Origin of the sequence: Sphingomonas sp. CV7422 (assembly GCF_027945725.1) — a bacterium.
GTDB classification, from domain to species: domain Bacteria; phylum Pseudomonadota; class Alphaproteobacteria; order Sphingomonadales; family Sphingomonadaceae; genus Sphingomonas; species Sphingomonas kyungheensis.
The window spans coordinates 3229731-3251039 of sequence record NZ_CP115900.1 but is presented as its reverse complement, the minus strand read 5'-3'; the positions used below and the strand labels follow the sequence as shown (position 1 = coordinate 3251039).

The following is a 21309-nucleotide window of genomic DNA, read 5'->3' as shown; positions in this document are numbered from 1 at the left end:
TCTCGGAACATCCGGGACGGACTGGATATTGGGCTATTCCTTCCCCTATAAGCAGCCAAACGTCGTCGCGGCATTCAAGGTCATGACCGATCGTGCGCTGGCATTCCTATCGAATCGTCTAGCTGATAAGGACCGGCAGCTGATTGCGGATTATCTGAAGGCGCGTCGTGCGGCGCGCGCAGCCTCAGGAGACGTTGCCTGGGTCTATGCCGAGTTTCAGATCGGGCAGGAGGGTGTCGCACGGTGGACCGAATTGACGCTGGGGCGGCGGGCCAGTCGTACCGACGCGGCGGTCGCCGCCGTTGCAGCGGACCGCTGGGCCGGGCTGACGACGAGCCTGCGCGCCATCAACGATCAGGGACTCGCGATCTGGAGGCGCAATGCCTTCTATGTGCTTGGCGCGGTGGAGGCAGAAATGCTTGATCGGGTTAAGCCCGATTGGCGGGATGCCTATGTCCGCCACCCCTTCTCCCTCGGTCAGCAATTGGAGGATTGTTGCGGAGAGGCTGATCCTAGTTCCGAAACCGCGTCAGGGTAGGCGGTGGCGGCGCTATTCCGCCGCCACCGCCTCCCCACCGCGCGGCTTCAACAACGGCGCCAGATACTTGCCCGTGAAGCTTCGCGGCTCCTTCGCCACCGTCTCGGGCGTGCCGACGGCAACGATCTCGCCGCCCTTGACGCCGCCTTCCGGCCCCAGGTCGACGACCCAGTCGGCGGTCTTGATGACGTCGAGATTATGCTCGATCACCACCACCGTATTGCCCTGCTCGACCAAGGCGTGGAGCACTTCGAGCAATTTGCGCACGTCCTCGAAATGCAGGCCGGTGGTCGGCTCGTCGAGGATATACAGCGTGTTGCCGGTCGCGCGGCGGGCGAGTTCCTTGGCGAGCTTGACGCGCTGCGCCTCGCCGCCCGACAGTGTCGTCGCCTGCTGGCCGACCTTGACGTAGCCGAGGCCGACCTCGACCAGCATCTCCATCTTGTCGCGGATCGGCGGCACCGCCTTGAAGAACTCCGCGGCATCCTCGACCGTCATGTCGAGCACGTCGGCGATGCTCTTGCCCTTGAACTTCACCTCCAGCGTCTCGCGATTGTAGCGCGCGCCGTGGCAGACGTCGCAGGTGACGTAGACGTCGGGGAGGAAGTGCATCTCGATCTTGAGCACGCCGTCGCCCTGGCACGCCTCGCAGCGGCCGCCCTTGACGTTGAAGCTGAACCGGCCGGGCTTGTAGCCGCGCGCCTGGCTTTCCGGCAGGCCGGCGAACCAGTCGCGGATCTGCGTGAAGCTGCCGGTATAGGTCGCCGGGTTGGAGCGCGGGGTGCGGCCGATCGGCGACTGATCGATGTCGATCACCTTGTCGAGATGCTGGAGCCCCGTCACCTTGTCGTGCTTGCCGGCGAGGATGCGCGCGCCGTTGAGCGCCCGCGCCGCGGCGGCGAACAGCGTGTCGATGGTGAAGCTCGACTTGCCCGACCCCGATACGCCGGTGATGCAGGTGAAGGTGCCGAGCGGGATGCTCGCGGTGACGCCGGTCAGGTTGTTGGCGCGCGCATTGTGGACGGTGAGCTGCTTGCCATTGCCCTTGCGGCGCTTGGCCGGCACCGGCACCTGGCGCGTGCCGTTGAGATAATCGGCGGTGATGCTGGTCTTGCTCTTGAGCAATTGCTTGAGCGTGCCCTGCGCGACGATCTCTCCGCCGTGGACGCCGGCGCCCGGCCCCATGTCGATGACATAATCGGCGGTACGGATCGCATCCTCGTCATGCTCCACGACCAGCACGGTATTGCCGAGATCGCGCAGGCGCCGCAGCGTCGCGAGCAGCATGTCATTGTCGCGCTGGTGCAGGCCGATCGAGGGTTCGTCGAGCACGTAGAGCACGCCCGACAGGCCGCTGCCGATCTGGCTGGCGAGGCGGATGCGCTGGCTCTCGCCGCCCGACAAAGTGCCGCTGGTGCGATCGAGGTTGAGATAATCAAGGCCGACGTTGTTGAGGAAGCCCAGCCGCTCGACGATCTCCTTGAGGATGCGTTCGGCGATCGCGCGCTGCTGGTCGCCGAGATGGTTGGGCAGATCGGTGAAGAAGGCGAGCGCGTCGACCACCGACAGATGCGTCGCATAGGCGATGTCCTGCATCGCCACCTTGACCGCCAGCGCCTCGGGCTTGAGGCGCGCGCCGTGGCAGACCTCACAGGGGCGCGAACTCTGATATTTGGAGAGTTCCTCGCGCATCCACGCGCTCTCGGTCTGGAGCAGGCGGCGGTTGAGATTGCCGATCACGCCTTCGAACGGCTTCTTGACGTCATAGGCCTTCTTGCCGTCGACGAAGGTCAGCGTCACCGCCTTGCCGCGGCTGCCGTGCAGGATCAGCGCGTGGATCGCCTCGGGCAGGTCGGACCAGGGCGTGTCGAGGCTGAAGTCGAATTCGCGCGCGAGGCTGCCGAGCACCTGCATGTAATAAGGCGAGGGCGGGTTGGACTTGGCCCAGGGCACCACCGCGCCCTTCTTGATGCTGAGCCCGTGGTTGGGGACGACGAGATCCTCGTCGAACAGCAATTTCTCGCCGAGCCCGTCGCAGGCCGGGCAGGCGCCCTGCGGCGCGTTGAACGAGAATAGCCGCGGCTCGATCTCGGCGATGGTGAAGCCGCTGATCGGGCAGGCGAATTTCTCGGAGAAGACGATCCGGCCGGCGGGCGCGTTGTCGCCGAGCACTTCCGATTTGGGCGTGTGCGGCTCGACCGGATCGGCGGGGTCGACATAAGCGAGACCGTCGGCGAGCTTGAGCGCGGTCTCGAACGATTCGGCGAGCCGCGTCGCGATATCCTCGCGGATGACGAGGCGGTCGACGACGACCTCGATGTCATGCTTGAACTTCTTGTCGAGCGCCGGCACCTCGTCGATCTCGTGGATCTGGCCGTCGACGCGGACGCGGGTGAAGCCCGCCTTCTGCCATTCGGCGAGCTCCTTGCGATATTCGCCCTTGCGGCCGCGCACCACGGGGGCGAGCAGATAGAGGCGCGTGCCCTCGGGCAGAGCGATGACGCGGTCGACCATCTGGCTGACGGTCTGCGCGGCGATCGGCTCGCCGGTCGCGGGGCTGTAGGGGATGCCGACGCGCGCCCACAGCAGGCGCATGTAATCGTAGATTTCGGTGACGGTGGCGACGGTCGAGCGCGGGTTGCGGCTGGTCGTCTTCTGCTCGATCGAGATCGCCGGCGACAGGCCTTCGATATGATCGACGTCGGGCTTCTGCATCAGTTCGAGGAACTGGCGGGCATAAGCGGACAGCGATTCGACGTAGCGGCGCTGGCCTTCGGCATAGATGGTGTCGAAGGCGAGGCTCGACTTGCCCGATCCCGACAGGCCGGTGATCACGGTCAGCGTATCGCGGGGGATGTCGACATCGACGTCCTTGAGATTGTGCTCGCGCGCGCCGCGGACGGTGATCTTGGTCAGCATAAGGCGGGTTCTACTTCTGTTCTGTGGCTGAGGCTAGTGCGGGAAGTAGGAACGCAGGGAGGCGCTTGCCAGCACCACGTTGAAACATCGCCGATGGTGTCTTATCTCGACGACACACAGGCAGAAGGGCCGGCAGATGGGCAAGAAGAAGAAGGCGAAGGCGAAGCTCCCCAAGGAGGTGCTCGGCATCCGCCTGCCCAAGGAGGTGCGCGAGGTCGGCGGGGCGCTGCTCGAGAAGGCGAACAGCCCGCAGGGGCGCGAGTGGCTTGCGGCGGGGCTGACGATGGCGGCGACCGCCGCGACCGCGGCGGTGGCGAAGGGCCAGGCGCGGCGCAGCGAGGCGACGCGGCCGGCGGCGGAACGGCCGGTGCCGCCGACACCGCCGGCAACTCCCGTGCCGCCGAGCGGGGACGGGCCGCCCGAACCGCCCCGCCCCGAGGCGCCGCCGCAGAGCACCCAGACCCAGCCCGATCCGCAGGCGATCGCCGCCGCGGTCGGCAAGGCGGCGGAGGCGATGCTCGGCCGACTGTTCGGCGGCAAGGCGGGCTAGGGCCGCCCGGCGGGGCTAAGGCCGGCGTCGCCGGTCGGAGCCGCCGTCGCCCGGTCTCGCTCAGGCGCAGCGCCGCCCGACGCCGGTCAGGGCAGGCGCTGCTTGGGGAGCGGCGCGATCACCCGCGGCGAGATTTCGGTCGGGCGGAGCGGCCAGACCGGTCGCGGTTCGAAATCGGGGAGGCGGTCGTTGGCGACCTCCCATTCGCTGAAGCGGAACTGCTCGATCTGACCGGTCATCACCTTGGTCTCATGGACCAGCTTGCGCGCGGCGGCGCTCTGCTCCTCCGCCATCGCCGCATTCTGCTGGGTGACGCTGTCGAGTTCGGCGACCGCGGCGGTGATCTGTCGCAGCGCGAGCGACTGCTGTTCGATATTGTCGGCGATATTGGCGGTGATCGACGCGACGCTGCCGGCGCGTTCGATCACCTGATCCAGCATCGCTTCGGCGTCGTGGACCGAGCGGACGCCGACATGGATCTGTTCGGTCGACCGGCCGATCCGCTTCTTGACGTCCTCTGCCGCCTTGGCGGAGCGACCGGCGAGCGCGCGGACCTCGAGCGCGACCACGGCGAAGCCCTTGCCCGCATCACCGGCGCGCGCGGCCTCGACCCCCGCGTTGAGCGCGAGCAGATTGGTCTGGAAGGCGATCCGGTCGATCACCACCAGGATATCGGCGATCTCTTCGGAAAATTGCTCGAGCCGGGTGATCGCGGCCACCGCGTCACGCAGCAGGGCGCCCGATTTCTCGACATCGACGTTCGCCGCGGCGACGGTGCTGCGCACCTGCGCGGCGTGCTGCGCGGAATTGGTGACGGCCTCGCTGAGCTGTTGCAGCGTGCCGGCGGTTTCTTCGAGGCTGGCCGCCTGACGTTCGGTGCGGGCCGAATGATCGGTCGACGATTCCATCAGCTCGTCCGCGCCGGCGCTGATGTCCATGGCGCTGCGCCGGATCGTTGCGAGCGCCGAACCGAGCGCATCGGCGGCATGGTTGAAGTCGCTTTTGAGCTTGCCGAATTCGCCGGCGAGCACGCCATCGATCCGGACGGTGAGATCGCCCCCGGCGAGCTTGTGCAGGCCGCTGCCGAGGTTGCGCACGATCAGTCGCGTCTGCGAACGGCGCACCATTTCCACCAGCGCGCCCGTGGCGAAGCCGAGCACGCTGAGGAAGAGGACCGCGATCATCAGCATGCGGTTGGCCGAATGTTGCGCGCTTTCGGCGGTGTCGCGCAGCGCGGCGACACGGGCGCCCATCAGTTCGATCTGCGTATCGACGACTTTCGATGCGGCCCGTTCCGCGGGGCGAACCTTCTGGCGGAACAGGCGCATCGCGTCGCCGCGATCGCCGGAGGTCGCAGTGTCGGCAACGTCGGACAAGGCGGCGAGCACCGTGTACGACAATTGGAAATAATCCTCGGGCAGCAGATGATGCGCCGGGCCGCTTTCGAGATCGCGCAGCATCTTGCGCATCCATTGCGAGCGATCCTCGAACTTCTTGACGATGATCGATCGGTCGAGCGGATCCTCCTCGCTGATCAGGTTGAGTGCATCGCGCTGCAGCGAGCGGCTGACCGAGCGCACCTCCGCGACGCTGTGCATATATTCCTGCGCGTCGATGGCGCTGCGGTAGGTCGCACCGACCTGGCGATTCTCGTTATAGGTGATCGCGGCGAGCAGCCACAGCAGCAGAATGGCGCCGGCGAGCGACGCCATCACGCGAATATTGAAGCTACGCAGCAAGCTACGACCCTTTGCGCCGGCAAGGCCCATCCCCCGCCCGCTCCATTATAGACGGATCATGCGCGGTCACGGTGGCGAGCCGCGAAATATCAGGGGCATTGCAGATGACCGGCGACGAGAGAGCCGTCGTCGCACACCGGTGGACCGGCGCGGCGGCGGCTGCCAATAGTGAGCGAAACGACGGCGGGGACGCGATGACGATCAAATTCGGGGTGATGGCGGCAGCGGTGATGGCGGTCACGGCCGTCTCGCAGGCACCGGCGCAGGCGCAGACCGGCGCGCAGGCGGAGGCGGCGCAGCGCGCGCAGGATCCGGGCGCGCGGGCGGGAACGTCCTATGACGTGTCCTTCGCCAATGCGGCGCATCACGAGGCGCAGATCACCGCCACCTATGCGCGCGTGCCGGCCGGGCCGCTGCGCGTGCAGATGGCGCGCTCGTCGCCCGGACGCTATGCGATCCACGAATTTGCCAAGAACGTCTATGCCGTCTCGGCGAAGGATGGCGCCGGGCGGCCGCTCCCCGTGATCCGCAGCGATCCCTATGGCTGGACGGTGGCGGGGCATGACGGCACCGTCGTCGTCACCTATACGCTGTACGGCGACTGGGGCGACGGCACCTATGCGCAGATCGACACCAGCCACGCGCATCTCAACATGCCTGCGACCTTCTTGTGGGCGCAGGGCTATGACGACCAGCCGATCCGCGTGCGCTTCCACCCCTTCGATCCCCGCTGGCGGATCGCGACGCAATTGCCGGCGGGGCAGGGGACGAACAGCTTCTGGGCGCCCAATCTGCAATATTTCATGGACAGCCCGACCGAGATCAGCGCCTTTTCGCTGCGCGAATGGCCGATCACCGATGCGCTCGGCAAACGGTATGTCGTGCGGCTGGCGGTGCACCACGCCGGCAGCGACGCCGACCTCGACGTCTATACCGCCAAGGTCAAGCGGGTGATCGCGCAGCATTATGCGCTGTTCGGCCAGGCGCCGCGTTATGATTACGGCACCTATACGTTCATCGCCGACTATCTGCCGCAGATCACCGGCGACGGCATGGAGCATCGCAACTCGACGATCATCACCGACAAGCGCGGGCTCGCCGAGGCGAAGTTCGCACAGCTCAACACGCTGAGCCACGAGTTCGTCCACAGCTGGAACGTCGAGCGGCTGCGCCCCGCCGAGCTGGAGCCGTTCGACTTCACCCGCGCCAATCCGACGCCGAGCTTGTGGTTCGCCGAAGGCTTCACGCAATATTACGGGCCGCTGATGATCCGCCGCGCCGGCGAGATGAGCGTCGACGACTTCCTGCGCACGCTCGGCGGCACGCTGAGCGGCGTCGTCACCAGCCCGGCGCGGCGCTACGGCGGACCGGAGGAGATGAGCCTGCGCGCGCCCTTCGTCGATGCCGCCAAGTCGATCGATCCGGTCAATCCCAATATCTTCGTCTCCTATTATCCCTATGGCGCGGTGATCGCGCTGGCGCTCGACCTCGAGCTGCGGCAGCGCGATCCGCGGCTGTCGCTCGACGCCTATATGCGCCACCTGTGGACGACGCGCGGCGCCAGTGAGCGCCCCTATACACCCGCCGACCTCGAACGCGGGCTCGCCGAGCTGACCGACGCGGGGTTCGCCAAGGCCTTCTTCGATCGCTCCATCCATGCGAGCGCGCTGCCCGATTATGCGCCGCTGCTGCGTCAGGCGGGATTGGTGATGCGGCCTGTCGATCCGGCGCATGGCTGGTCGGGGCTGACGCTCGCGGCGGGGGAGGCGGGCGACGTGATCGTCGCCGCGCCGCCGCGGCCCGATGCGCCGGCCTATGCGGCGGGAGTCGAGCGCGGGGACATGGTGCTGGCGCTCGACGGCGCTTCGGTCGGCGATGCGGCCTCGGCGCTGGCGGCGCTGGCGACGCATCGGCCGGGCGACCGTGTCGCGATCCGCTTCCGCCAGCGCGGCGTCGTGCGCGATGCGGTGATGACGCTCGGCACCGATCCGTCGTTCGAGGTGGTGCGCGGCGAGACGGCGGGGGTGGCGGTATCGCCGGCGCAGATGGCGTTCCGCGCTGCGTGGCTGGGGAAATAGGCGCGCGGCGGCGCGGAGGGCGCAGAGGGGGTCGGTCTTCGGCGCCGGGGGGGCGGCTGGGGCGATCCGGGTCGTCGCATCCGGAGAGTTCTCCGCGCCTCCGCGTGAGAATGTGAGTCACGCGAAGACGCGAAGACGCGAAGGGGAGAAGATTGGGCGTGCGTCCTGGCGTGTGAGCGCTCCCGAGCTCGAGCCCGTCCGGTAGCTTTTCTCTTCGCGTCTTCGCGTGAGTGCTTCTTATTTTTGGAGGTTGGGGGCGGGGCAGGGGGGCGTTTGCCGTTACGATCCCCTTTCCTTGGCTCGGTCGGGTCTTGGTTCGCGCGGAGGCGCGGAGGAAGATTTTCGAAGGGCAGGTCGTCCTTGCGCATGTCTTCGCGCGCCGCTCGGCTGAGGCGGGTGTCGTGGCGATCGTCGGCGGGAGAGCGACCAATCCTGCCAGATAACACTCGGGTTGCCCTTCGCAGCGCCGCGGGGTACACGGGGGGTTAGGCAGCGGCCGCTCCGGCAAGGGGCGGCCCTATTTGTTTCCGACCCAGATGATCCGACGGAGTTCCCCCGTGGCCCAGCCTCTTATGCCCCATGCGACCGCGTCCTGGATGGTCGACAATACGTCGCTGTCGTTCGACCAGATCGCCGATTTCTGCGGCCTGCATATCCTCGAGATCCAGGCGATCGCCGACGATACCGCCGCCTCCAAGCTGACCGGGCGCGATCCCGTCCGCGCGCACGAGCTGACGCAGGAGGAGATCGACAAGGGGCAGGCCGATCCCGCCTATCGCCTCAAGATGATCAAGGGCCCCGAGCAGGTCCGCCGCACCAAGGGGCCGCGCTACACGCCGGTCAGCAAGCGGCAGGACAAGCCGGACGGCATCGCCTGGATCATCCGCAACCATCCCGAGATCACCGACGGTGCGATCAGCAACCTGATCGGCACGACGCGCACGACGATCGCCGCGATCCGCGACCGCAGCCACTGGAACATCGGCAACATCACGCCGAAGGACCCGGTGACGCTCGGCCTGACGACGCAGCGCGAGCTCGACGCGGCGGTGGCCAAGGCGTCGAAGGCGTCGGGCGCCGAGGCGGCGCCGGCCGACACGCGGCTGGAGGGCGATCGCGAGGCGCTGATCGCCAGCCTGCGCGCCGAGCGCGACGCGGCGGCGCGCGGCGTCGACGTGGCGGATCAGGACCCGGCGTCGGCGGCGGCGGCGCTGTTCCAGGATCCGTTCAAGCGCTGATGTGGTAAGGGGCGGGCGCGCCGGTTGGGCGACCGCCGTTGCGGGGTGTGGCGGCCGTAAACCGCTGTTCTGCTTGGCGGCTGGTAGCTCGCCGGCGCGGGACCTCTGCAAAACGTCGCGCCGCCCTGGACGCACCGTCACCCCGGACAGAGGATTCGCGTGAGCGGACATACCGCTGCTCCAGTGCTCCTGCGGAAGCAGGAGCCGAGGGTTCCGAGAGCTACGAGCCCTTGTCTTGCGCCGCCCTGGATTCTTGCGTTCGCAGGAATACTGGCGTGATGATCGCTCGGCCTCAAGTCCGCAGCGCCGCCACCCGGCCACCGTCACACCCCACTGGCGCGTCCCCGCGCGCTCGGCTAGCCTCCCGCGAACGCAAGGGAGAGCAGGCATGTGCGACGAACTCACCGCCGAGGACAATGGTCGGCTGACGCGGCGGCAGCTCGGTGCGGCGGCCGGGGCGGTGGGGGCGGCGCTGGTGCTGCCGGCGCCGGCGGATGCCAAGCCGATCAAGGGGCGCGACGTGACGATCACCACGCCCGACGGCCAGTGTGACGCCTATTTCACCGCGCCGACCGGCACCCGTTCGCCCGGCGTGCTGATGTGGCCCGATATCATGGGCCTGCGCCCCGCCTTCCGGGCGATGGCTGACCGGCTCGCGCAATCGGGCTATGCCGTGCTGGTCGTCAACCAATTCTACCGCTCGGCCAAGGCGCCGATCATCGCGCCGGGCGAGAGCTTCGACCAGCCGGCGGTGCGCGACCGGATCATGCCGTGGCGCGCGGCGCTGACCGCGGCGGCGACGACCAGCGATGCGGAGGTGTTCCTCGCCTTCCTCGACCTGCAGACGGAGGTCGACACCCGGCGCGGCATCGGCAGCGCCGGCTATTGCATGGGCGGACCGATGGTGCTGCGCACCGCCGCCGCCAAGCCGGCACGCGTCCATGCCGGCGGGTCGTTCCACGGCGCGGGGCTGGTCAGCGACGGACCGGACAGTCCGCACCTCCTGGTGCCGAAGCTGGCCGGCGGCTATCTGATCGCGATCGCCAGCAACGACGATGCGCGCAGCCCGAACGACAAGACCGTGCTGCGCGAAGCGTTCGCCGCCGCCAAGCGCCCCGCCGAGATCGAGGTCTATGCCGGTGCGATGCACGGCTGGTGCGTCCCCGACAGCAAGGTCTACAACAAGCCACAGGCCGAGCGCGCCTGGGGTCGGATGCTCGATCTGTTCAAGCGGCAGCTGTGAGCGCGGGGGGCGGGACGATGACGGCGCTGACCTTCTATACCAATCCGCAGTCGCGCGGCCGGATCGCCCGCTGGATGCTCGAGGAGAGCGGCGCGGCCTATGACACGGTGGTGCTCGACTATGCGACGAGCCTCAAGGCCGACGCCTATCGTGCGATCAACCCGATGATGAAGGTGCCGGCGATCGTCCACGGCGAGACGGTGGTGACCGAGGGTGCGGCGATCTGCGCCTATCTCGCCGAGACCTTCCCCGACGCCGGCCTCGCGCCGACCGCAGCGGAGCGGGGCGACTATTATCGCTGGCTGTTCTTCGCCGCGGGCCCGCTCGAGGCGGCGGTGGTCAATCGCGCGATGAAGGTCGAGACCGAGCCGCAGATGCAGCGGATGGCGGGCTACGGCACGTTCGACCTCGTCACCGGCGTGTTCGACGCGGCGGTGTCGCGCCGGCCGTATATCGCCGGCGACCGCTTCACCGCGGCGGACGTCTACGTCGGCTCGGCGGCGATGTGGTACACGCAATTCGGCCTGCTGCCGAAGACCGAGGGGCTCGCGGCGTACATCGACCGGCTGACCGCGCGCGAGGCGTTCCGGCGCGCCGCGGCGATCGACGATGCGCTGCTGGCGGAGGCGGCGGCGAAGGGCTAGGTCCGTCGCCGCTTGCGCTCAGGCGTCGGCGGCGTGGTCAGACGGAGCGGGTAGGCCAAACGAATAGGACAGGAAGTCCGGGATCGGGCCGTTCCAACCGTCGTCGGGTCCGTCGTCCTGCTGATCGCGCCGCGGGCGGCGGTCGGCCTGGCGCGCCGGCGCGGCCGGTGCCGGACGTTCCGCGCGCGGGGCCTGCTGCGACTGGGGCTGAGCGGCGTCCGGCAACGAGTCCTGCGACCGCGGCTCGCCCTGGCCCGCAGTGCGACGGTCGCGGCGCGGCTCGCGCTCGCGGCGCGCGCGCGGCGCAGGAGCGGCCTGTTCCTCCGCCGCACCGGCGGGGGCGGCGGGTTCGGTCGCCGGCGTGTCGAGCGTCAGGCGTTCGATCTTCTGGCCGGTCAGCTTCTCGATATTCTGGATGTTCTCGGCATCCTCGCCGGTGATCAGCGTATAGGCGATGCCGGTCGCGCCGCCGCGGCCGGTGCGGCCGATGCGGTGGACGTAATCGTCGGGATGCCACGGCGCATCGAAGTTGAAGACGTGGCTGACGCCCTTGATATCGAGCCCGCGCGCGGCGACGTCGGACGCGACGAGGATGTTGATCTTGCCGTCCTTGAACAGGTCGAGCTCGGCGATCCGCTGCGCCTGCTCCATGTCGCCATGGATCTCGCCCGCCTTGAAGCCGTGCTTCTTGAGGCTTTTGTTGAGCTCGCGCACCGTCGTCTTGCGGTTGCAGAAGATGATCGCGTTGCGCACCTCGTCCTGGCCGAGCAACTGGCGCAGCGCCTCGCGCTTCTTCATCGCATTGCCGGAGACGGGGACGAGGAACTGCTTGATGTTGAGGTTGGTCGAGGCGGGGCGCGACACCTCGATCATCTTGGGATTGTCGAGGAACTTGTCGGCGAGTTTCTTGATCGGCGGCGGCATCGTCGCCGAGAAGAGCAGGGTCTGGCGCTGCTTGGGCAGCTTGGTGCAGATTTCCTCGATGTCGGGGATGAACCCCATGTCGAGCATCCGGTCCGCCTCGTCGATGACCAGCATCGAACAGCCGGTGAGCAGGATATTGCCGCGACCGAACAGGTCCATCAGCCGCCCCGGCGTCGCGATCAGCACGTCGACGCCCTTCTCCAGCGCCTTGATCTGATCGCCCATCGACACGCCGCCGATCAGCAGCGCCATCGACAGCTTGGTGCCGGCGCCGTATTTCTCGAAATTCTCGGCGACCTGCGCGGCGAGTTCGCGCGTCGGTTCGAGGATCAGGCTGCGCGGCATGCGCGCCCGGCTGCGGCCATGGGCGAGGATGTCGATCATCGGCAGCACGAAGGCGGCGGTCTTGCCGGTGCCGGTCTGGGCGATGCCGATCAGGTCGCGCATCATCAGCACGCTGGGGATGGCGGAGGCCTGGATCGGCGTCGGCTCGGTATAGCCGGCGTCGGTGACCGCCTTGAGCAGTCCGTCGGAGAGGCCGAGGTCGGCGAAGCTCATGCCATAAGGCTCATGCAAGGATCCGGATAAGAACGGCCACGCGCGCCTGCGCGGTCCTTGCCGCCGGCGCTTGCGGATTTGGCCGGAAAAGTCAAGAATTGGCTGGCCGTGGCGCTCTATTGCGGCGACCGGCGCGGATTATTTGGCGGCGACGAGCGTGCGGAAGGTGGCGATGCCGCAGCTCGCGCCCGATCGCATGCGCAGCACGTCGCGACCGGCGCAGACCTTGCCGTCGGCGGCGGGGCGCAGGTAGAAGCCGGCATAATAATCGAGCGGCCCGCAATCCTTGTCGAGCCGCGCGCGCAGCCGCTTGCCGCCGGTGATCACCAGATCGACCGCGCCGGGCTCCTGGATCAGCGCGCCGGCCAGCTCCGCCGCGGCGACGCATTTGGGGCCCTTCTTCTCCTTGTAGCGGACCGGCACAGGGACGGGCAGCCGCGACGCCGCGCTCATCCGCGGCACGCGGATGACGACGCGTTCGCGGATCGTCATCTGCGCAACCATCGTGCCGTCGAGCGACTGCTGCGCCGGCACGGCGTCGGGAGGTGCGGCGTCGAGCGCCGCGACGGCGGGCGCGGTGACGGCGAGCAGCAGGATGGAAAGCGCGGGATGCAGCATGTCTTGCCCGCCCCTTAGCCCGGATCGTTGAACGCGCGATGAACTTCCGGTAGCGATCCTGTCATGACGCCTGCGCAGACCGCCCTGCTCGACTCGCTCGCCGCGACGCTCGGGCCCAAGGGGATCGTCACCGATGCCGAGCGGATCGCGCCATGGCTGGTCGACTGGCGGCGGCGCTTCCACGGCGCCGCCCCGGCGCTGCTCGCCCCCGCCTCGACCGCGGAGGTGAGCGCGGTGGTCACCGCCGCCGCGGCGCATGGCGTTCCGCTGGTGCCGCAGGGCGGCAACAGTTCGATGGTCGGCGGCGCGACGCCGCCCGCGGACGGATCGGCGCTGATCCTGTCGCTGCGGCGGATGACCGCGATCCGCCGCCTCGATGCGGCGGCGAACCTCACCGTGGCGGAGGCGGGGGTGATCCTGTCCGACCTGCACGATGCGGCGCTGGCGGCGGGCCGGCGTTTCCCTTTGACGCTGGGCGCGAAGGGGCATGCGACGGTCGGCGGGCTCGTCTCGACCAATGCCGGGGGCACGCAGGTGCTGCGCTTCGGATCGATGCGCGGGCTGGTCGCGGGGCTCGAGGTGGTGCTGGCCGACGGCAGCGTGCATGACGGGCTGGCGCCGCTCAAGAAGGACAATCGCGGTTACGACCTGACGCAATTGCTGATCGGCGCGGAAGGGACGCTCGGCATCGTCACCGCGGCGACGCTGCGTCTCGCGCCCGAGCCGGCGACGCGGGCCACCGCCTGGGCGGCAGTGCGCGATCCGGCGGCGGCGCTGACGCTGCTGCGCCGCTGCCAGGCGGGCAGCGATGCGCTGGAGAGTTTCGAGATCCTGCCGCAGGAGACGCTCGCCGCGGTGCTCGCCTACGTACCCGGCGCACGCGCGCCGGTCGCGACGACGGCGGCCTGGCATCTGCTGATCGAGCACAGCGATCCCGCCGGCGCGGCGCTGACCGAGCGATGGCTCGGCGAGGCGCTCGCCGACGGGCTGATCGCCGATGCGACGATCGCGACCAGCGCGGCGCAAGCGGCGGACTTCTGGCGGTTGCGCGAATCGATTTCCGACGCGGAACGGGCGCTCGGCCCGGCGTCGCAGCATGATCTGTCGGTGCCGGTCGAGACGATGCCGCGCTTCATGATCGAGGCGGCGGCGGCGTGCGAGGCGCGCTTCCCCGGCTGCCGCGCGAGCGGCTTCGGCCACCTCGGCGACGGCAACGTCCATTTCCACGTCCGCGCTGCACCCGGCACCGATCCGGCGCGCTGGTATGCGGAGGAGGTACCGGTGGTGACGCGCTTCGTCGACGATCTGGTGATCGCGGCGGGGGGATCGATCGCCGCCGAACATGGCATCGGCCAGATGAAGCGCGACGAGCTCGAACGCACCTCGTCGCCGGCGCGGCTCGCGGCGCTGCGCGCGGTGAAGGCGGCGATGGACCCGCTCGGCATCCTCAATCCCGGCAAGCTCGTCACGCTTGCGCCCACGCGCGCCGGCCAATAGAGCAGCCGGCCAGCCTGCGGCTGCGCCGCAAACTATCCACGACGGAGAGAGTTCCCATGGCCAGTGCGCCGCTTCCTTTGTTCTACAACGGCCTCGAGCCGCTCTCGAGCGAGACGCATGCCAATTGGCGCATCCGCCAGCAGGACAGCGCGCCCTTCCTGGTCGGGCAGCATGCGATTCCGATCACCACCGACGAATTCCCGCTGGTGCAGCGCCACATGCCGATCGTCTTCTCGGTCGGCGACGATGCCATCCCGCTGGCGCTGATGGGCCTCAACGAGGGCGTCAACGTCTTCATGGGCGACGACGGCAAGCTGACCGAAAACAATTTCTACGTCCCCGCCTATGTCCGCCGCTATCCGTACATGCTGGCGCGGCTGCGCCCTGACGCCGAGGAGCTGTCGCTGTGCTTCGATCCGACGTCGGAGGCGCTCGGGCCGTATGACGACGGCGAGGCGCTGTTCGAAAACGGCCAGCCGAGCCAGGTGACCAAGTCGATCCTCGATTTCGCCGAACAGTTCGAACAGGCCGGCGCCCGCACGCAGGCGTTCATGAACGAGCTGCGCGAGCAGGAGCTGCTGATGGAGGGCGAGGTCACCATCCAGGTCGACGAGACCCAGCAGCCGTTCGTCTATCGCGGCTTCCAGATGATCAACGAGGAGAAGCTCGCCGGTCTGCGCGGCGACCAGCTGCGCAAGATGAGCCAGTCGGGCATGCTGCCGCTGCTCTACGCGCACCTCTTCTCGCTGTCGCTGATGCGCGAGATCTTCGGCCGCCAGTCGCAGCAGGGCAAGGTGCCGCAGCCGCAGCTGGTCTGATCCTGCGGGCGGGCGGCGTCGCGGGATGCGGCGTCGCCCGCTGTTGCCGGGGCGGGGCGGTGTTTCCGGCGAAGTGCGGCGCGCGCGTGGAGCTGCGCCGCCTTCGCGGCTCAGATGAGTGTTTGGTCCGCACGCGAGGCCGCGATCTGAGCGCGAGTCGGCGCGGGATCGCCGGTCGCGCCAGTATTCCCGCGCAGGCGGGAATCCAGTGGTCAAGCAGAGCAACGGCTTGCGGTGGAAAGAACACTGGGCTCCCGCCTTCGCGGGAGCACTGCTGGGGCTTCGGCCCCTGCGAGGTATCGTAGCTCATACGTGTACAGATCGCGTGGCAGCGTGGCAGCGTGACGGTGGACGGCCTTGATCTGATACCCGCCTCGCCCTTTTGCCGACCGCTCAGCGACTGTCTTCGGATCTGGATCATGCAAAGGCGCAAAGGTGCTGCGCGTGACGACACGTTCCGACGCTCCTGTTTCGAAAGCTTCTTCGCTCATCGCGATGCGGGACGGCGTTCCTGACCCTCCTCCGCGCCTCCGCGCCTCCGCGTGAACCTCCTTTTCTCTTCGCGTCTTCGCGTCGTCGCGTGATCTTTCATGCCATGACAGCAGTGGGCCGGAGATTGGTTCACGCGGAGGCGCGGAGGCGCGGAGAGGGGTGGGGAAGCGACCGGCGCGAACTTTTTGTTTCGGCCTCTTCACAGCCTCCGCGAAGTCGCTTCTCGGCTCCGTCATGCCGCACCTGCTCCGGCCTCCGCGGTTCCGGCACACCGTAAGCCGCTGATTTCGCAGTACGGCGGACTTGGCTCCAAGTCCGGATGGGCGAGACGCCTGGCCTAAGGCCGACAATCGCTCGAGGGCGCGCGCCTCCGACGCACCCGACGATGCGGGGGCGGTTCGCGCAGGGCCCGCCTCCGCCGGGCTTGACCGCTTACGGCGGCGCAGCGATGGTACGGCTCTGACGGCGAGGAGCGGGATATGGCGGAACGGCTGCGCGGCGAGCGCTATTCCAGCGTGGCGATCGCCTTCCACTGGACGATCGCGGCGCTGGTCATCGCCAATCTGATCATCGGCATCGGCCATGACGGCATCCCGGCGCTGCGGGCGCTGATGGGGGCGCACAAGGCGATCGGCATCACCGTGCTGGCGCTCACCGCCGCGCGCGTCGCGTGGCGGCTGACGCATCGCCCGCCGCCGCTGCTCGCGGGCACGCCCGGCTGGGAGAAGGGCCTCGCGCATGCGACGCACTGGAGCCTGTATCTGCTGATGGTGGCGATGCCGCTGACCGGGTGGATGATGGTCTCCGGCCCGCCGGGACCGGGGCCGGCGCGGCCGCTGAGCTGGTTCGGGCTGTTCGACGTGCCCAAGCTGCCGGTCGGCGAGGGCGCGGCCGATCTCGGCCACAATGCGCATGGCCTGCTCGGCTGGCTGATGCTCGCGCTGGTCGTGCTGCACGTCGCGGCGGCGCTGCGCCACCATCTGCTGCTGCGCGACTCGGTGCTGGCGCGGATGGCGCCCGCGCTCGACCGGTAAAAGCCATTTCATCAGGAAAAAACACCGCCTTGCGGGGCGGGGGTTGAACCAATCGGCGGCTCGCCTATTTTACAGAAGTACGGCGCTCGTGTCCCCCCTTTCGCGAGCCCGTATGACACACTTTCAGTGTGTCTCCTCCCTGAACCTTGGCCACTCCGTGCTTCTGCACGGGGTGGTTTTTTTATGTCATTCCGCCGCGAGCGCGCGGCCGTCGTCGCCGAGCGCCTCGTCCGCCACCGCGGCGATCATCCGGCGCAGCAGCGCGACGACCATCGGCAGGCCGACGCCGGGCTGGTCGAGCGCGGCATCGAGATAGAGCGTCCGGTCGAATTCGATCTGGATCGCGTGGATGCCGCGCGCGGGGGCGGCATGGCGTTCGAGGATATGGCCGCCGGCATATGGCGTGTTGAGCGCGCTGCGCAGTCCGCTGCGCGCCGCCTCCGCCTCGAGCCGGGCGATGAAGCGCGGCGCCGCCGCCTGGCCGAAACGATCGCCGAGCACGACGCGGGCATGGTCGCCGAGCGGCGGCATCGAATGGATGTCGAGCAGCACCGCGACGCCGAAGCGGCGCTGCACCGCCGCCAGCGCCGCGGCGAGCGCGTCGTGATAGGGGCGGTGATCCTGCGCGATCCGCGCCGCGACCTCGACCGCGCTGAACCGCCGCCGCCACAGATCGCCCGCCGCGCCGCCGCGGCGCGGCACCAGCCCCAGTCCGCTGCGCACCTTGGCGGAGGCGGTGGGCAGCGCCTGCGGCCGCGCGCCTTCGTCGACACGCGGGTCGCGCTCGCTCTCGCCGCGATTGAGGTCGATCCAGGCGCGCGCGCGGCGCTGGACCAGCATCGTCTCGCGCGTCTGCGCGCCGTCCGCCACCGCGTCGACGAAGCGATCCTCGAGCGCGACGAGCGCGGTGGCGGGCAGGCGGAGCGCGCCGAGCAATGCCGCCGGATAGTCGCGCCCGGCATGCGGCACCGACAGCACCACCGGGCTGAGCGGTGCGCCGTCGCGGTCGGTGCCGCCGATCGAGTCGAACGCTGCGTCCATCTATGGCACGTCCTATCGCCTTCGCTGCCATGGCGCGCTGGAAATCTTTACATCTGCGCATCATAGAGCGGGCGTGCACAGGGAGACCGACCGAGCGATGATCCGCATCCTGCTGGCCGAAGACGATCAAGTCATGCGCGAATATCTCACCCGGGCGCTAGAGCGCGCCGGCTATGCGGTGGCGGCGGTGGATCGCGGCACCGCGGCGATCCCGCTGCTGGAGCGCGAATCGTTCGATCTGCTGCTCACCGACATCGTCATGCCGGAGATGGACGGCATCGAGCTCGCCCGCCGCGCCGCCGAGCTGGTGCCGGGGCTGCGCGTGATGTTCATCACCGGCTTCGCCGCGGTGACGCTGAAGGCGGGGCGCGAGATGCCCAATGCGCGTGTGCTGTCCAAACCCTTCCACCTGCGCGACCTCGTCGCCGAGGTCGATCGCGTGTTCGAGACGGGAAGTGCAAGCGGATTGAATTGAGCGCTTGCCAGGCCGGCCAAGCCCGGCTAATGGCCCACCTCCGGCGGGCGTGTAGCTCAGTGGTAGAGCACTGTGTTGACATCGCAGGGGTCGCAAGTTCAATCCTTGCCACGCCCACCATCCTGATTTGGCTCTATCCGGCAGCATTCCTCCACCCCAGAGGGATCGGATAGAGCCACATCGCTCCCCCCATCGTGATCGTCGTGCGTCGGATATGCGTCCGTGCATCGGCGCGAGGCCTTGTGCCTCCGCGCTACGCCTCGCCCGTGCGGCGTCCGGTGCGGCGAATCAGGCGTCACGTGCCGGGCGGTGCCGCCCGGCGCGCGACGCCGATCCGGTCAGTCCTGCGCGATGCCGCGCCCGGCGACCTTCTCATAGCCCGACAGTTCGTCGCCGATCGCCACCTTGGCGGCGAGGTCGTCGGCCCGCGCCTGATCCTTTGCGGCGCGCTTGGGGTCGTTGGGATCGCCGTCCGGGTCTGCGGCGCCGACATTGGGGCTGTCGGGCATGTACAGGACGGGCGGTTCGCTCTTGTCGTCGGCCATGATCGTCTCCTTGGGGGATGAGGAAACGATCGGGCGCGGGAGCGGTGCCATCGGTCCCGCGCCGGCCACGGTCAGTAGCGGACGCTGATCGTGCCGAGGATCGAGCGCGGCGCGGCGTAGCGGCTCTGGTCGAAGGTCAGCGCAGTCAGATATTTGGCGTTGGTGACATTCTGCAGATTGGCGCTGACTGCGATCCGGTCGGTGAGCGCGTAGCGGGCGAGCAGGCCGAGCGTCGCGACGCTGCCCTGGGTGATGCGGATCGGCTGCCCGGTGGTGGTCGAGAGCGTGCCGGGCTCGAAATAGAAACGCCCCTGATATTGGAGCGACGCGCCGAGCTTGAGCGCGGCGAGGCCCTGCGGCGTATAGGTCAGGTTGAGCCGCCCGGTGCTGCGCGGCACGAAGGTGCGCACCGCGGTGGTGTCGTCGCCGCGGATGCGCATCAGCGTGACGCCACCGGTGACCTGCACGCCCGTCGTCGGCTGGCCCGAGACTTCGAGCTCGACGCCCTGCGAGCGGGCATCGATGCCGCGATAGATGGTGCGGCCGAGCGTCGTGTCGAAGCCCGCCGATTCGGCGGTGTTGTTCTGCCGCGCCTGGAATAGCGCGGCGCTGGCATTGAGCAGGCCGTTGAACCACGCGCCCTTCAGCCCCGCTTCGATATTGTCGCCGGTGATCGGCGCGAGCTGGCGGTTGTTGGCGTCGAACTCGCTCTGCGGATTGAAGATCGTCGCGTAGCTCGCATAGGCGCTGATCGTCGGCGACAGGTCGAGCGTCGCGCCGACGAACGGCAGGAAGCGCTTGGCGTCGAAGCTGGTCGGCACGTCATAGGAATAGCCACTGTTGCTGGCATGCGTGTAGCTCGCGCCGAGCATCACCTTGAGCGGATCGGCGGGGTTGAGGCGGACGAGGCCGTAGACCGTCTCGCGCTGCGTGTGCACGTCGAGGCTGAGCGTATAGGGGGTGGGGAAGGTCGGCGCCGGGAAGGTGCCGTCGAACAGCGAATCGAGCGGCAGCGACACGCCGATCGCGCTGTTGTCGTAGCTGGAATATTGCCGGTAGCGCTCGGCCCCGCGCATCACGCCGACCATCACGTCATGCTTGCGCCCGCCGATCGTCACCGGGCCGCCGATATAGGCGTCGAGCGTCAGGTTGCGCGTCTCGCCGGAGAAGGCGCCCGGATAGGTCTGGATGCCGAGGCCGGTGGCGCGGTCGGGGTTGCCGTAGACGTAGAAGAGCTGGTCGTTCTCGCTCGTCGCCTTGCGCAGCGCCGAGATCTTGCCGGTCCAGCCGTTGCCGAAATCATGCGTCAGGTCGCCGAAGATCTGCCGGTCGATGACGTTCCAGCCCGACCAGCGCGGCGCGTAATTGGCGGAGCGGGCGAAATCGATGCGGCTGCCGTCGGTATAATAAAGCGGGATCGCGCCCCACATCGCGCCGCGGCTCTGATGGTCCTGATGGCCATAGCCCGCCGACACGACGGTATTGGGGCCGAGATCCGCCTCGACGATGCCATAGCCGGTCCAGCGGCGCAGGCTGTAGCGATCGAGATAGCTGTCGGTGTCGAGCAGCGCGCCGACCGCGCGGGCGCGGATGCTGCCGTCGGCGGTGAGCGGCACGCTGACGTCGGCGTCGATCCGCTTGTTGTCGAACGAGCCATATTGCGCGCTCGCCGTGGCGTGCAGCTCGCGATAGGGGCGCTTGCGGATGAAGTTGATCACCGCCGAGGGATTGCCGGTCGGCGAGAGCAGGCCGGGCGCGCCGCGCACCACCTCGACCCGGTCGTAGATCGCGGTGTCGATCGAGCCGGTCTGGATGCCGAACGAGAAGGGCAGGCCGATGCCGTCGATCTGGAAGGTCTGGATGTCGAAGCCGCGCGCCGAATAATAGACACGGTCGGTCTCGCCGGCGAGCACGTTGACGCCGGGGACGGTGGCGAGCAGCGCATTGACGTCGTTGAGCTGGAAATCCTCGATCTGCGCGCGGGTGACGACGCTGACCGATTGCGGCGTCTCGCGCTGGCTGAGCGGCAGGCGGGTCGCGGTGCGCTGCGTCTTGACGCCGTAGGAATCGGTGCCCTCGCTGCGCTGGCCGGTGACGATGATATCGTCGCTGCTGCGTTGCGGATCGGCGGCGGTGTCGTTCGCCGGTGCCGCTACCATGCTTGCCGCCATCAACGCGATGAACGCCGTCATTCTCTACTCCCTGATCGCTGCCAGCCTCTTAGCGGCTGTCGCTGCTGTTGCAAGTGAATAGCAATAGCCAATCCATGGGGAAGGATGGTGTTACATCATAGTCACATATCGGGCCCATTCCTTTATTGTCCTAAGTCTGACATTGCCGCTAAGACCGGAATCCACT

At 68.4% G+C, this 21309-nt stretch carries 17 protein-coding genes and 1 tRNA gene; 11 read left to right on the top strand and 7 right to left on the bottom strand.

Annotated elements, in window-relative coordinates:
- Positions 1-28: 28 nt before the first annotated feature.
- Positions 29-538 (top strand): hypothetical protein, encoded by a 510-nt coding sequence (locus PBN85_RS15410; protein WP_271299543.1) that lies wholly within the window; start codon positions 29-31, stop codon positions 536-538.
- Positions 539-550: 12 nt separating this feature from the next.
- Here the strand turns inward: PBN85_RS15410 and uvrA are convergent, their stop codons facing one another.
- Positions 551-3457, bottom strand: coding sequence for an excinuclease ABC subunit UvrA (gene uvrA / locus PBN85_RS15405; RefSeq protein ID WP_271299542.1), 2907 nt, complete (start codon positions 3455-3457; stop codon positions 551-553).
- 136 nt (positions 3458-3593) lie between these two features.
- Here uvrA and PBN85_RS15400 point away from each other — a divergent pair, with 136 nt between their 5' ends.
- A complete protein-coding gene (locus tag PBN85_RS15400) occupies positions 3594-4007 on the top strand; it encodes a hypothetical protein (RefSeq protein WP_271299541.1) in 414 nt (137 codons plus the stop codon).
- A gap of 86 nt (positions 4008-4093) precedes the next feature.
- Here PBN85_RS15400 and PBN85_RS15395 read toward each other — a convergent pair whose 3' ends face one another.
- A complete protein-coding gene (locus PBN85_RS15395; protein ID WP_271299540.1) occupies positions 4094-5719 on the bottom strand; it encodes a methyl-accepting chemotaxis protein in 1626 nt (541 codons plus the stop codon).
- A gap of 221 nt (positions 5720-5940) precedes the next feature.
- Here PBN85_RS15395 and PBN85_RS15390 point away from each other — a divergent pair, with 221 nt between their 5' ends.
- The 4 genes from PBN85_RS15390 to PBN85_RS15375 all read left to right on the top strand — a co-directional run bounded on the left by PBN85_RS15390 (position 5941) and on the right by PBN85_RS15375 (position 10949).
- Complete coding sequence (locus PBN85_RS15390) at positions 5941-7824, top strand: M61 family metallopeptidase (RefSeq protein ID WP_271299539.1); 1884 nt, start codon at positions 5941-5943, stop codon at positions 7822-7824.
- A gap of 557 nt (positions 7825-8381) precedes the next feature.
- Positions 8382-9062 (top strand): DUF1013 domain-containing protein, encoded by a 681-nt coding sequence (locus PBN85_RS15385; protein ID WP_037531936.1) that lies wholly within the window; start codon positions 8382-8384, stop codon positions 9060-9062.
- A gap of 388 nt (positions 9063-9450) precedes the next feature.
- Positions 9451-10305 carry a dienelactone hydrolase family protein gene (locus tag PBN85_RS15380; protein ID WP_037531938.1) on the top strand — a complete coding sequence of 285 codons (855 nt, stop codon included), beginning with the start codon at positions 9451-9453 and terminating at the stop codon, positions 10303-10305.
- Between the two features lie 17 nt (positions 10306-10322).
- The gene (locus PBN85_RS15375; RefSeq protein ID WP_271299538.1) at positions 10323-10949 is read left to right on the top strand and encodes a glutathione S-transferase family protein; all 627 of its coding nucleotides are present in this window, start codon (positions 10323-10325) and stop codon (positions 10947-10949) included.
- A gap of 18 nt (positions 10950-10967) precedes the next feature.
- Here the strand turns inward: PBN85_RS15375 and PBN85_RS15370 are convergent, their stop codons facing one another.
- Together PBN85_RS15370 and PBN85_RS15365 are read right to left on the bottom strand one after the other, a co-directional pair.
- Positions 10968-12431: a DEAD/DEAH box helicase gene (locus PBN85_RS15370; protein WP_271299537.1), complete on the bottom strand. Its 1464-nt coding sequence runs from the start codon at positions 12429-12431 to the stop codon at positions 10968-10970.
- A 138-nt stretch (positions 12432-12569) separates the two neighbouring features.
- Complete coding sequence (locus PBN85_RS15365; protein WP_271299536.1) at positions 12570-13049, bottom strand: hypothetical protein; 480 nt, start codon at positions 13047-13049, stop codon at positions 12570-12572.
- A 63-nt stretch (positions 13050-13112) separates the two neighbouring features.
- Here PBN85_RS15365 and PBN85_RS15360 point away from each other — a divergent pair, with 63 nt between their 5' ends.
- From PBN85_RS15360 to PBN85_RS15350, 3 genes are all read left to right on the top strand, one after another.
- On the top strand, positions 13113-14546 hold the full coding sequence (locus tag PBN85_RS15360) for an FAD-binding oxidoreductase (RefSeq protein WP_271299535.1): 1434 nt from the start codon (positions 13113-13115) through the stop codon (positions 14544-14546).
- 56 nt (positions 14547-14602) lie between these two features.
- Positions 14603-15364 (top strand): SapC family protein, encoded by a 762-nt coding sequence (locus PBN85_RS15355; protein ID WP_037531947.1) that lies wholly within the window; start codon positions 14603-14605, stop codon positions 15362-15364.
- A 971-nt stretch (positions 15365-16335) separates the two neighbouring features.
- Positions 16336-16890 carry a cytochrome b gene (locus PBN85_RS15350; RefSeq protein WP_271299534.1) on the top strand — a complete coding sequence of 185 codons (555 nt, stop codon included), beginning with the start codon at positions 16336-16338 and terminating at the stop codon, positions 16888-16890.
- Between the two features lie 186 nt (positions 16891-17076).
- Here the strand turns inward: PBN85_RS15350 and PBN85_RS15345 are convergent, their stop codons facing one another.
- The gene (locus tag PBN85_RS15345; protein WP_271299533.1) at positions 17077-17931 is read right to left on the bottom strand and encodes an N-formylglutamate amidohydrolase; all 855 of its coding nucleotides are present in this window, start codon (positions 17929-17931) and stop codon (positions 17077-17079) included.
- 97 nt (positions 17932-18028) lie between these two features.
- Between PBN85_RS15345 and cpdR the strand changes: the two genes are divergently transcribed.
- Positions 18029-18406, top strand: a complete 378-nt coding sequence (cpdR, locus tag PBN85_RS15340; RefSeq protein ID WP_271299532.1) for a cell cycle two-component system response regulator CpdR — start codon at positions 18029-18031, stop codon at positions 18404-18406.
- Positions 18407-18451: 45 nt separating this feature from the next.
- A tRNA-Val gene (locus tag PBN85_RS15335) sits at positions 18452-18526 on the top strand.
- Positions 18527-18744: 218 nt separating this feature from the next.
- On the opposite strand, the gene PBN85_RS15330 is transcribed toward PBN85_RS15335, so the two are convergent.
- Together PBN85_RS15330 and PBN85_RS15325 are read right to left on the bottom strand one after the other, a co-directional pair.
- Positions 18745-18951: a hypothetical protein gene (locus PBN85_RS15330; protein ID WP_037531954.1), complete on the bottom strand. Its 207-nt coding sequence runs from the start codon at positions 18949-18951 to the stop codon at positions 18745-18747.
- A 71-nt stretch (positions 18952-19022) separates the two neighbouring features.
- Positions 19023-21143 carry a TonB-dependent siderophore receptor gene (locus PBN85_RS15325; protein ID WP_271299531.1) on the bottom strand — a complete coding sequence of 707 codons (2121 nt, stop codon included), beginning with the start codon at positions 21141-21143 and terminating at the stop codon, positions 19023-19025.
- Positions 21144-21309 lie beyond the last annotated feature (166 nt).

What these genes read in the sequence shown, in the direction of transcription:
- uvrA (WP_271299542.1), bottom strand. Translation starts at nt 3,457, where the DNA reads ATGCTGACCAAGATCACCGTCCGCGGCGCGCGCGAGCACAATCTCAAG.
- PBN85_RS15400 (WP_271299541.1), top strand. Translation starts at nt 3,594, where the DNA reads ATGGGCAAGAAGAAGAAGGCGAAGGCGAAGCTCCCCAAGGAGGTGCTC.
- PBN85_RS15395 (WP_271299540.1), bottom strand. Translation starts at nt 5,719, where the DNA reads ATGGCGTCGCTCGCCGGCGCCATTCTGCTGCTGTGGCTGCTCGCCGCG.
- PBN85_RS15390 (WP_271299539.1), top strand. Translation starts at nt 5,941, where the DNA reads ATGACGATCAAATTCGGGGTGATGGCGGCAGCGGTGATGGCGGTCACG.
- PBN85_RS15380 (WP_037531938.1), top strand. Translation starts at nt 9,451, where the DNA reads ATGTGCGACGAACTCACCGCCGAGGACAATGGTCGGCTGACGCGGCGG.
- PBN85_RS15375 (WP_271299538.1), top strand. Translation starts at nt 10,323, where the DNA reads ATGACGGCGCTGACCTTCTATACCAATCCGCAGTCGCGCGGCCGGATC.
- PBN85_RS15370 (WP_271299537.1), bottom strand. Translation starts at nt 12,431, where the DNA reads ATGAGCTTCGCCGACCTCGGCCTCTCCGACGGACTGCTCAAGGCGGTC.
- PBN85_RS15365 (WP_271299536.1), bottom strand. Translation starts at nt 13,049, where the DNA reads ATGCTGCATCCCGCGCTTTCCATCCTGCTGCTCGCCGTCACCGCGCCC.
- PBN85_RS15360 (WP_271299535.1), top strand. Translation starts at nt 13,113, where the DNA reads ATGACGCCTGCGCAGACCGCCCTGCTCGACTCGCTCGCCGCGACGCTC.
- PBN85_RS15355 (WP_037531947.1), top strand. Translation starts at nt 14,603, where the DNA reads ATGGCCAGTGCGCCGCTTCCTTTGTTCTACAACGGCCTCGAGCCGCTC.
- PBN85_RS15350 (WP_271299534.1), top strand. Translation starts at nt 16,336, where the DNA reads ATGGCGGAACGGCTGCGCGGCGAGCGCTATTCCAGCGTGGCGATCGCC.
- PBN85_RS15345 (WP_271299533.1), bottom strand. Translation starts at nt 17,931, where the DNA reads ATGGACGCAGCGTTCGACTCGATCGGCGGCACCGACCGCGACGGCGCA.
- cpdR (WP_271299532.1), top strand. Translation starts at nt 18,029, where the DNA reads ATGATCCGCATCCTGCTGGCCGAAGACGATCAAGTCATGCGCGAATAT.
- PBN85_RS15330 (WP_037531954.1), bottom strand. Translation starts at nt 18,951, where the DNA reads ATGGCCGACGACAAGAGCGAACCGCCCGTCCTGTACATGCCCGACAGC.
- PBN85_RS15325 (WP_271299531.1), bottom strand. Translation starts at nt 21,143, where the DNA reads ATGACGGCGTTCATCGCGTTGATGGCGGCAAGCATGGTAGCGGCACCG.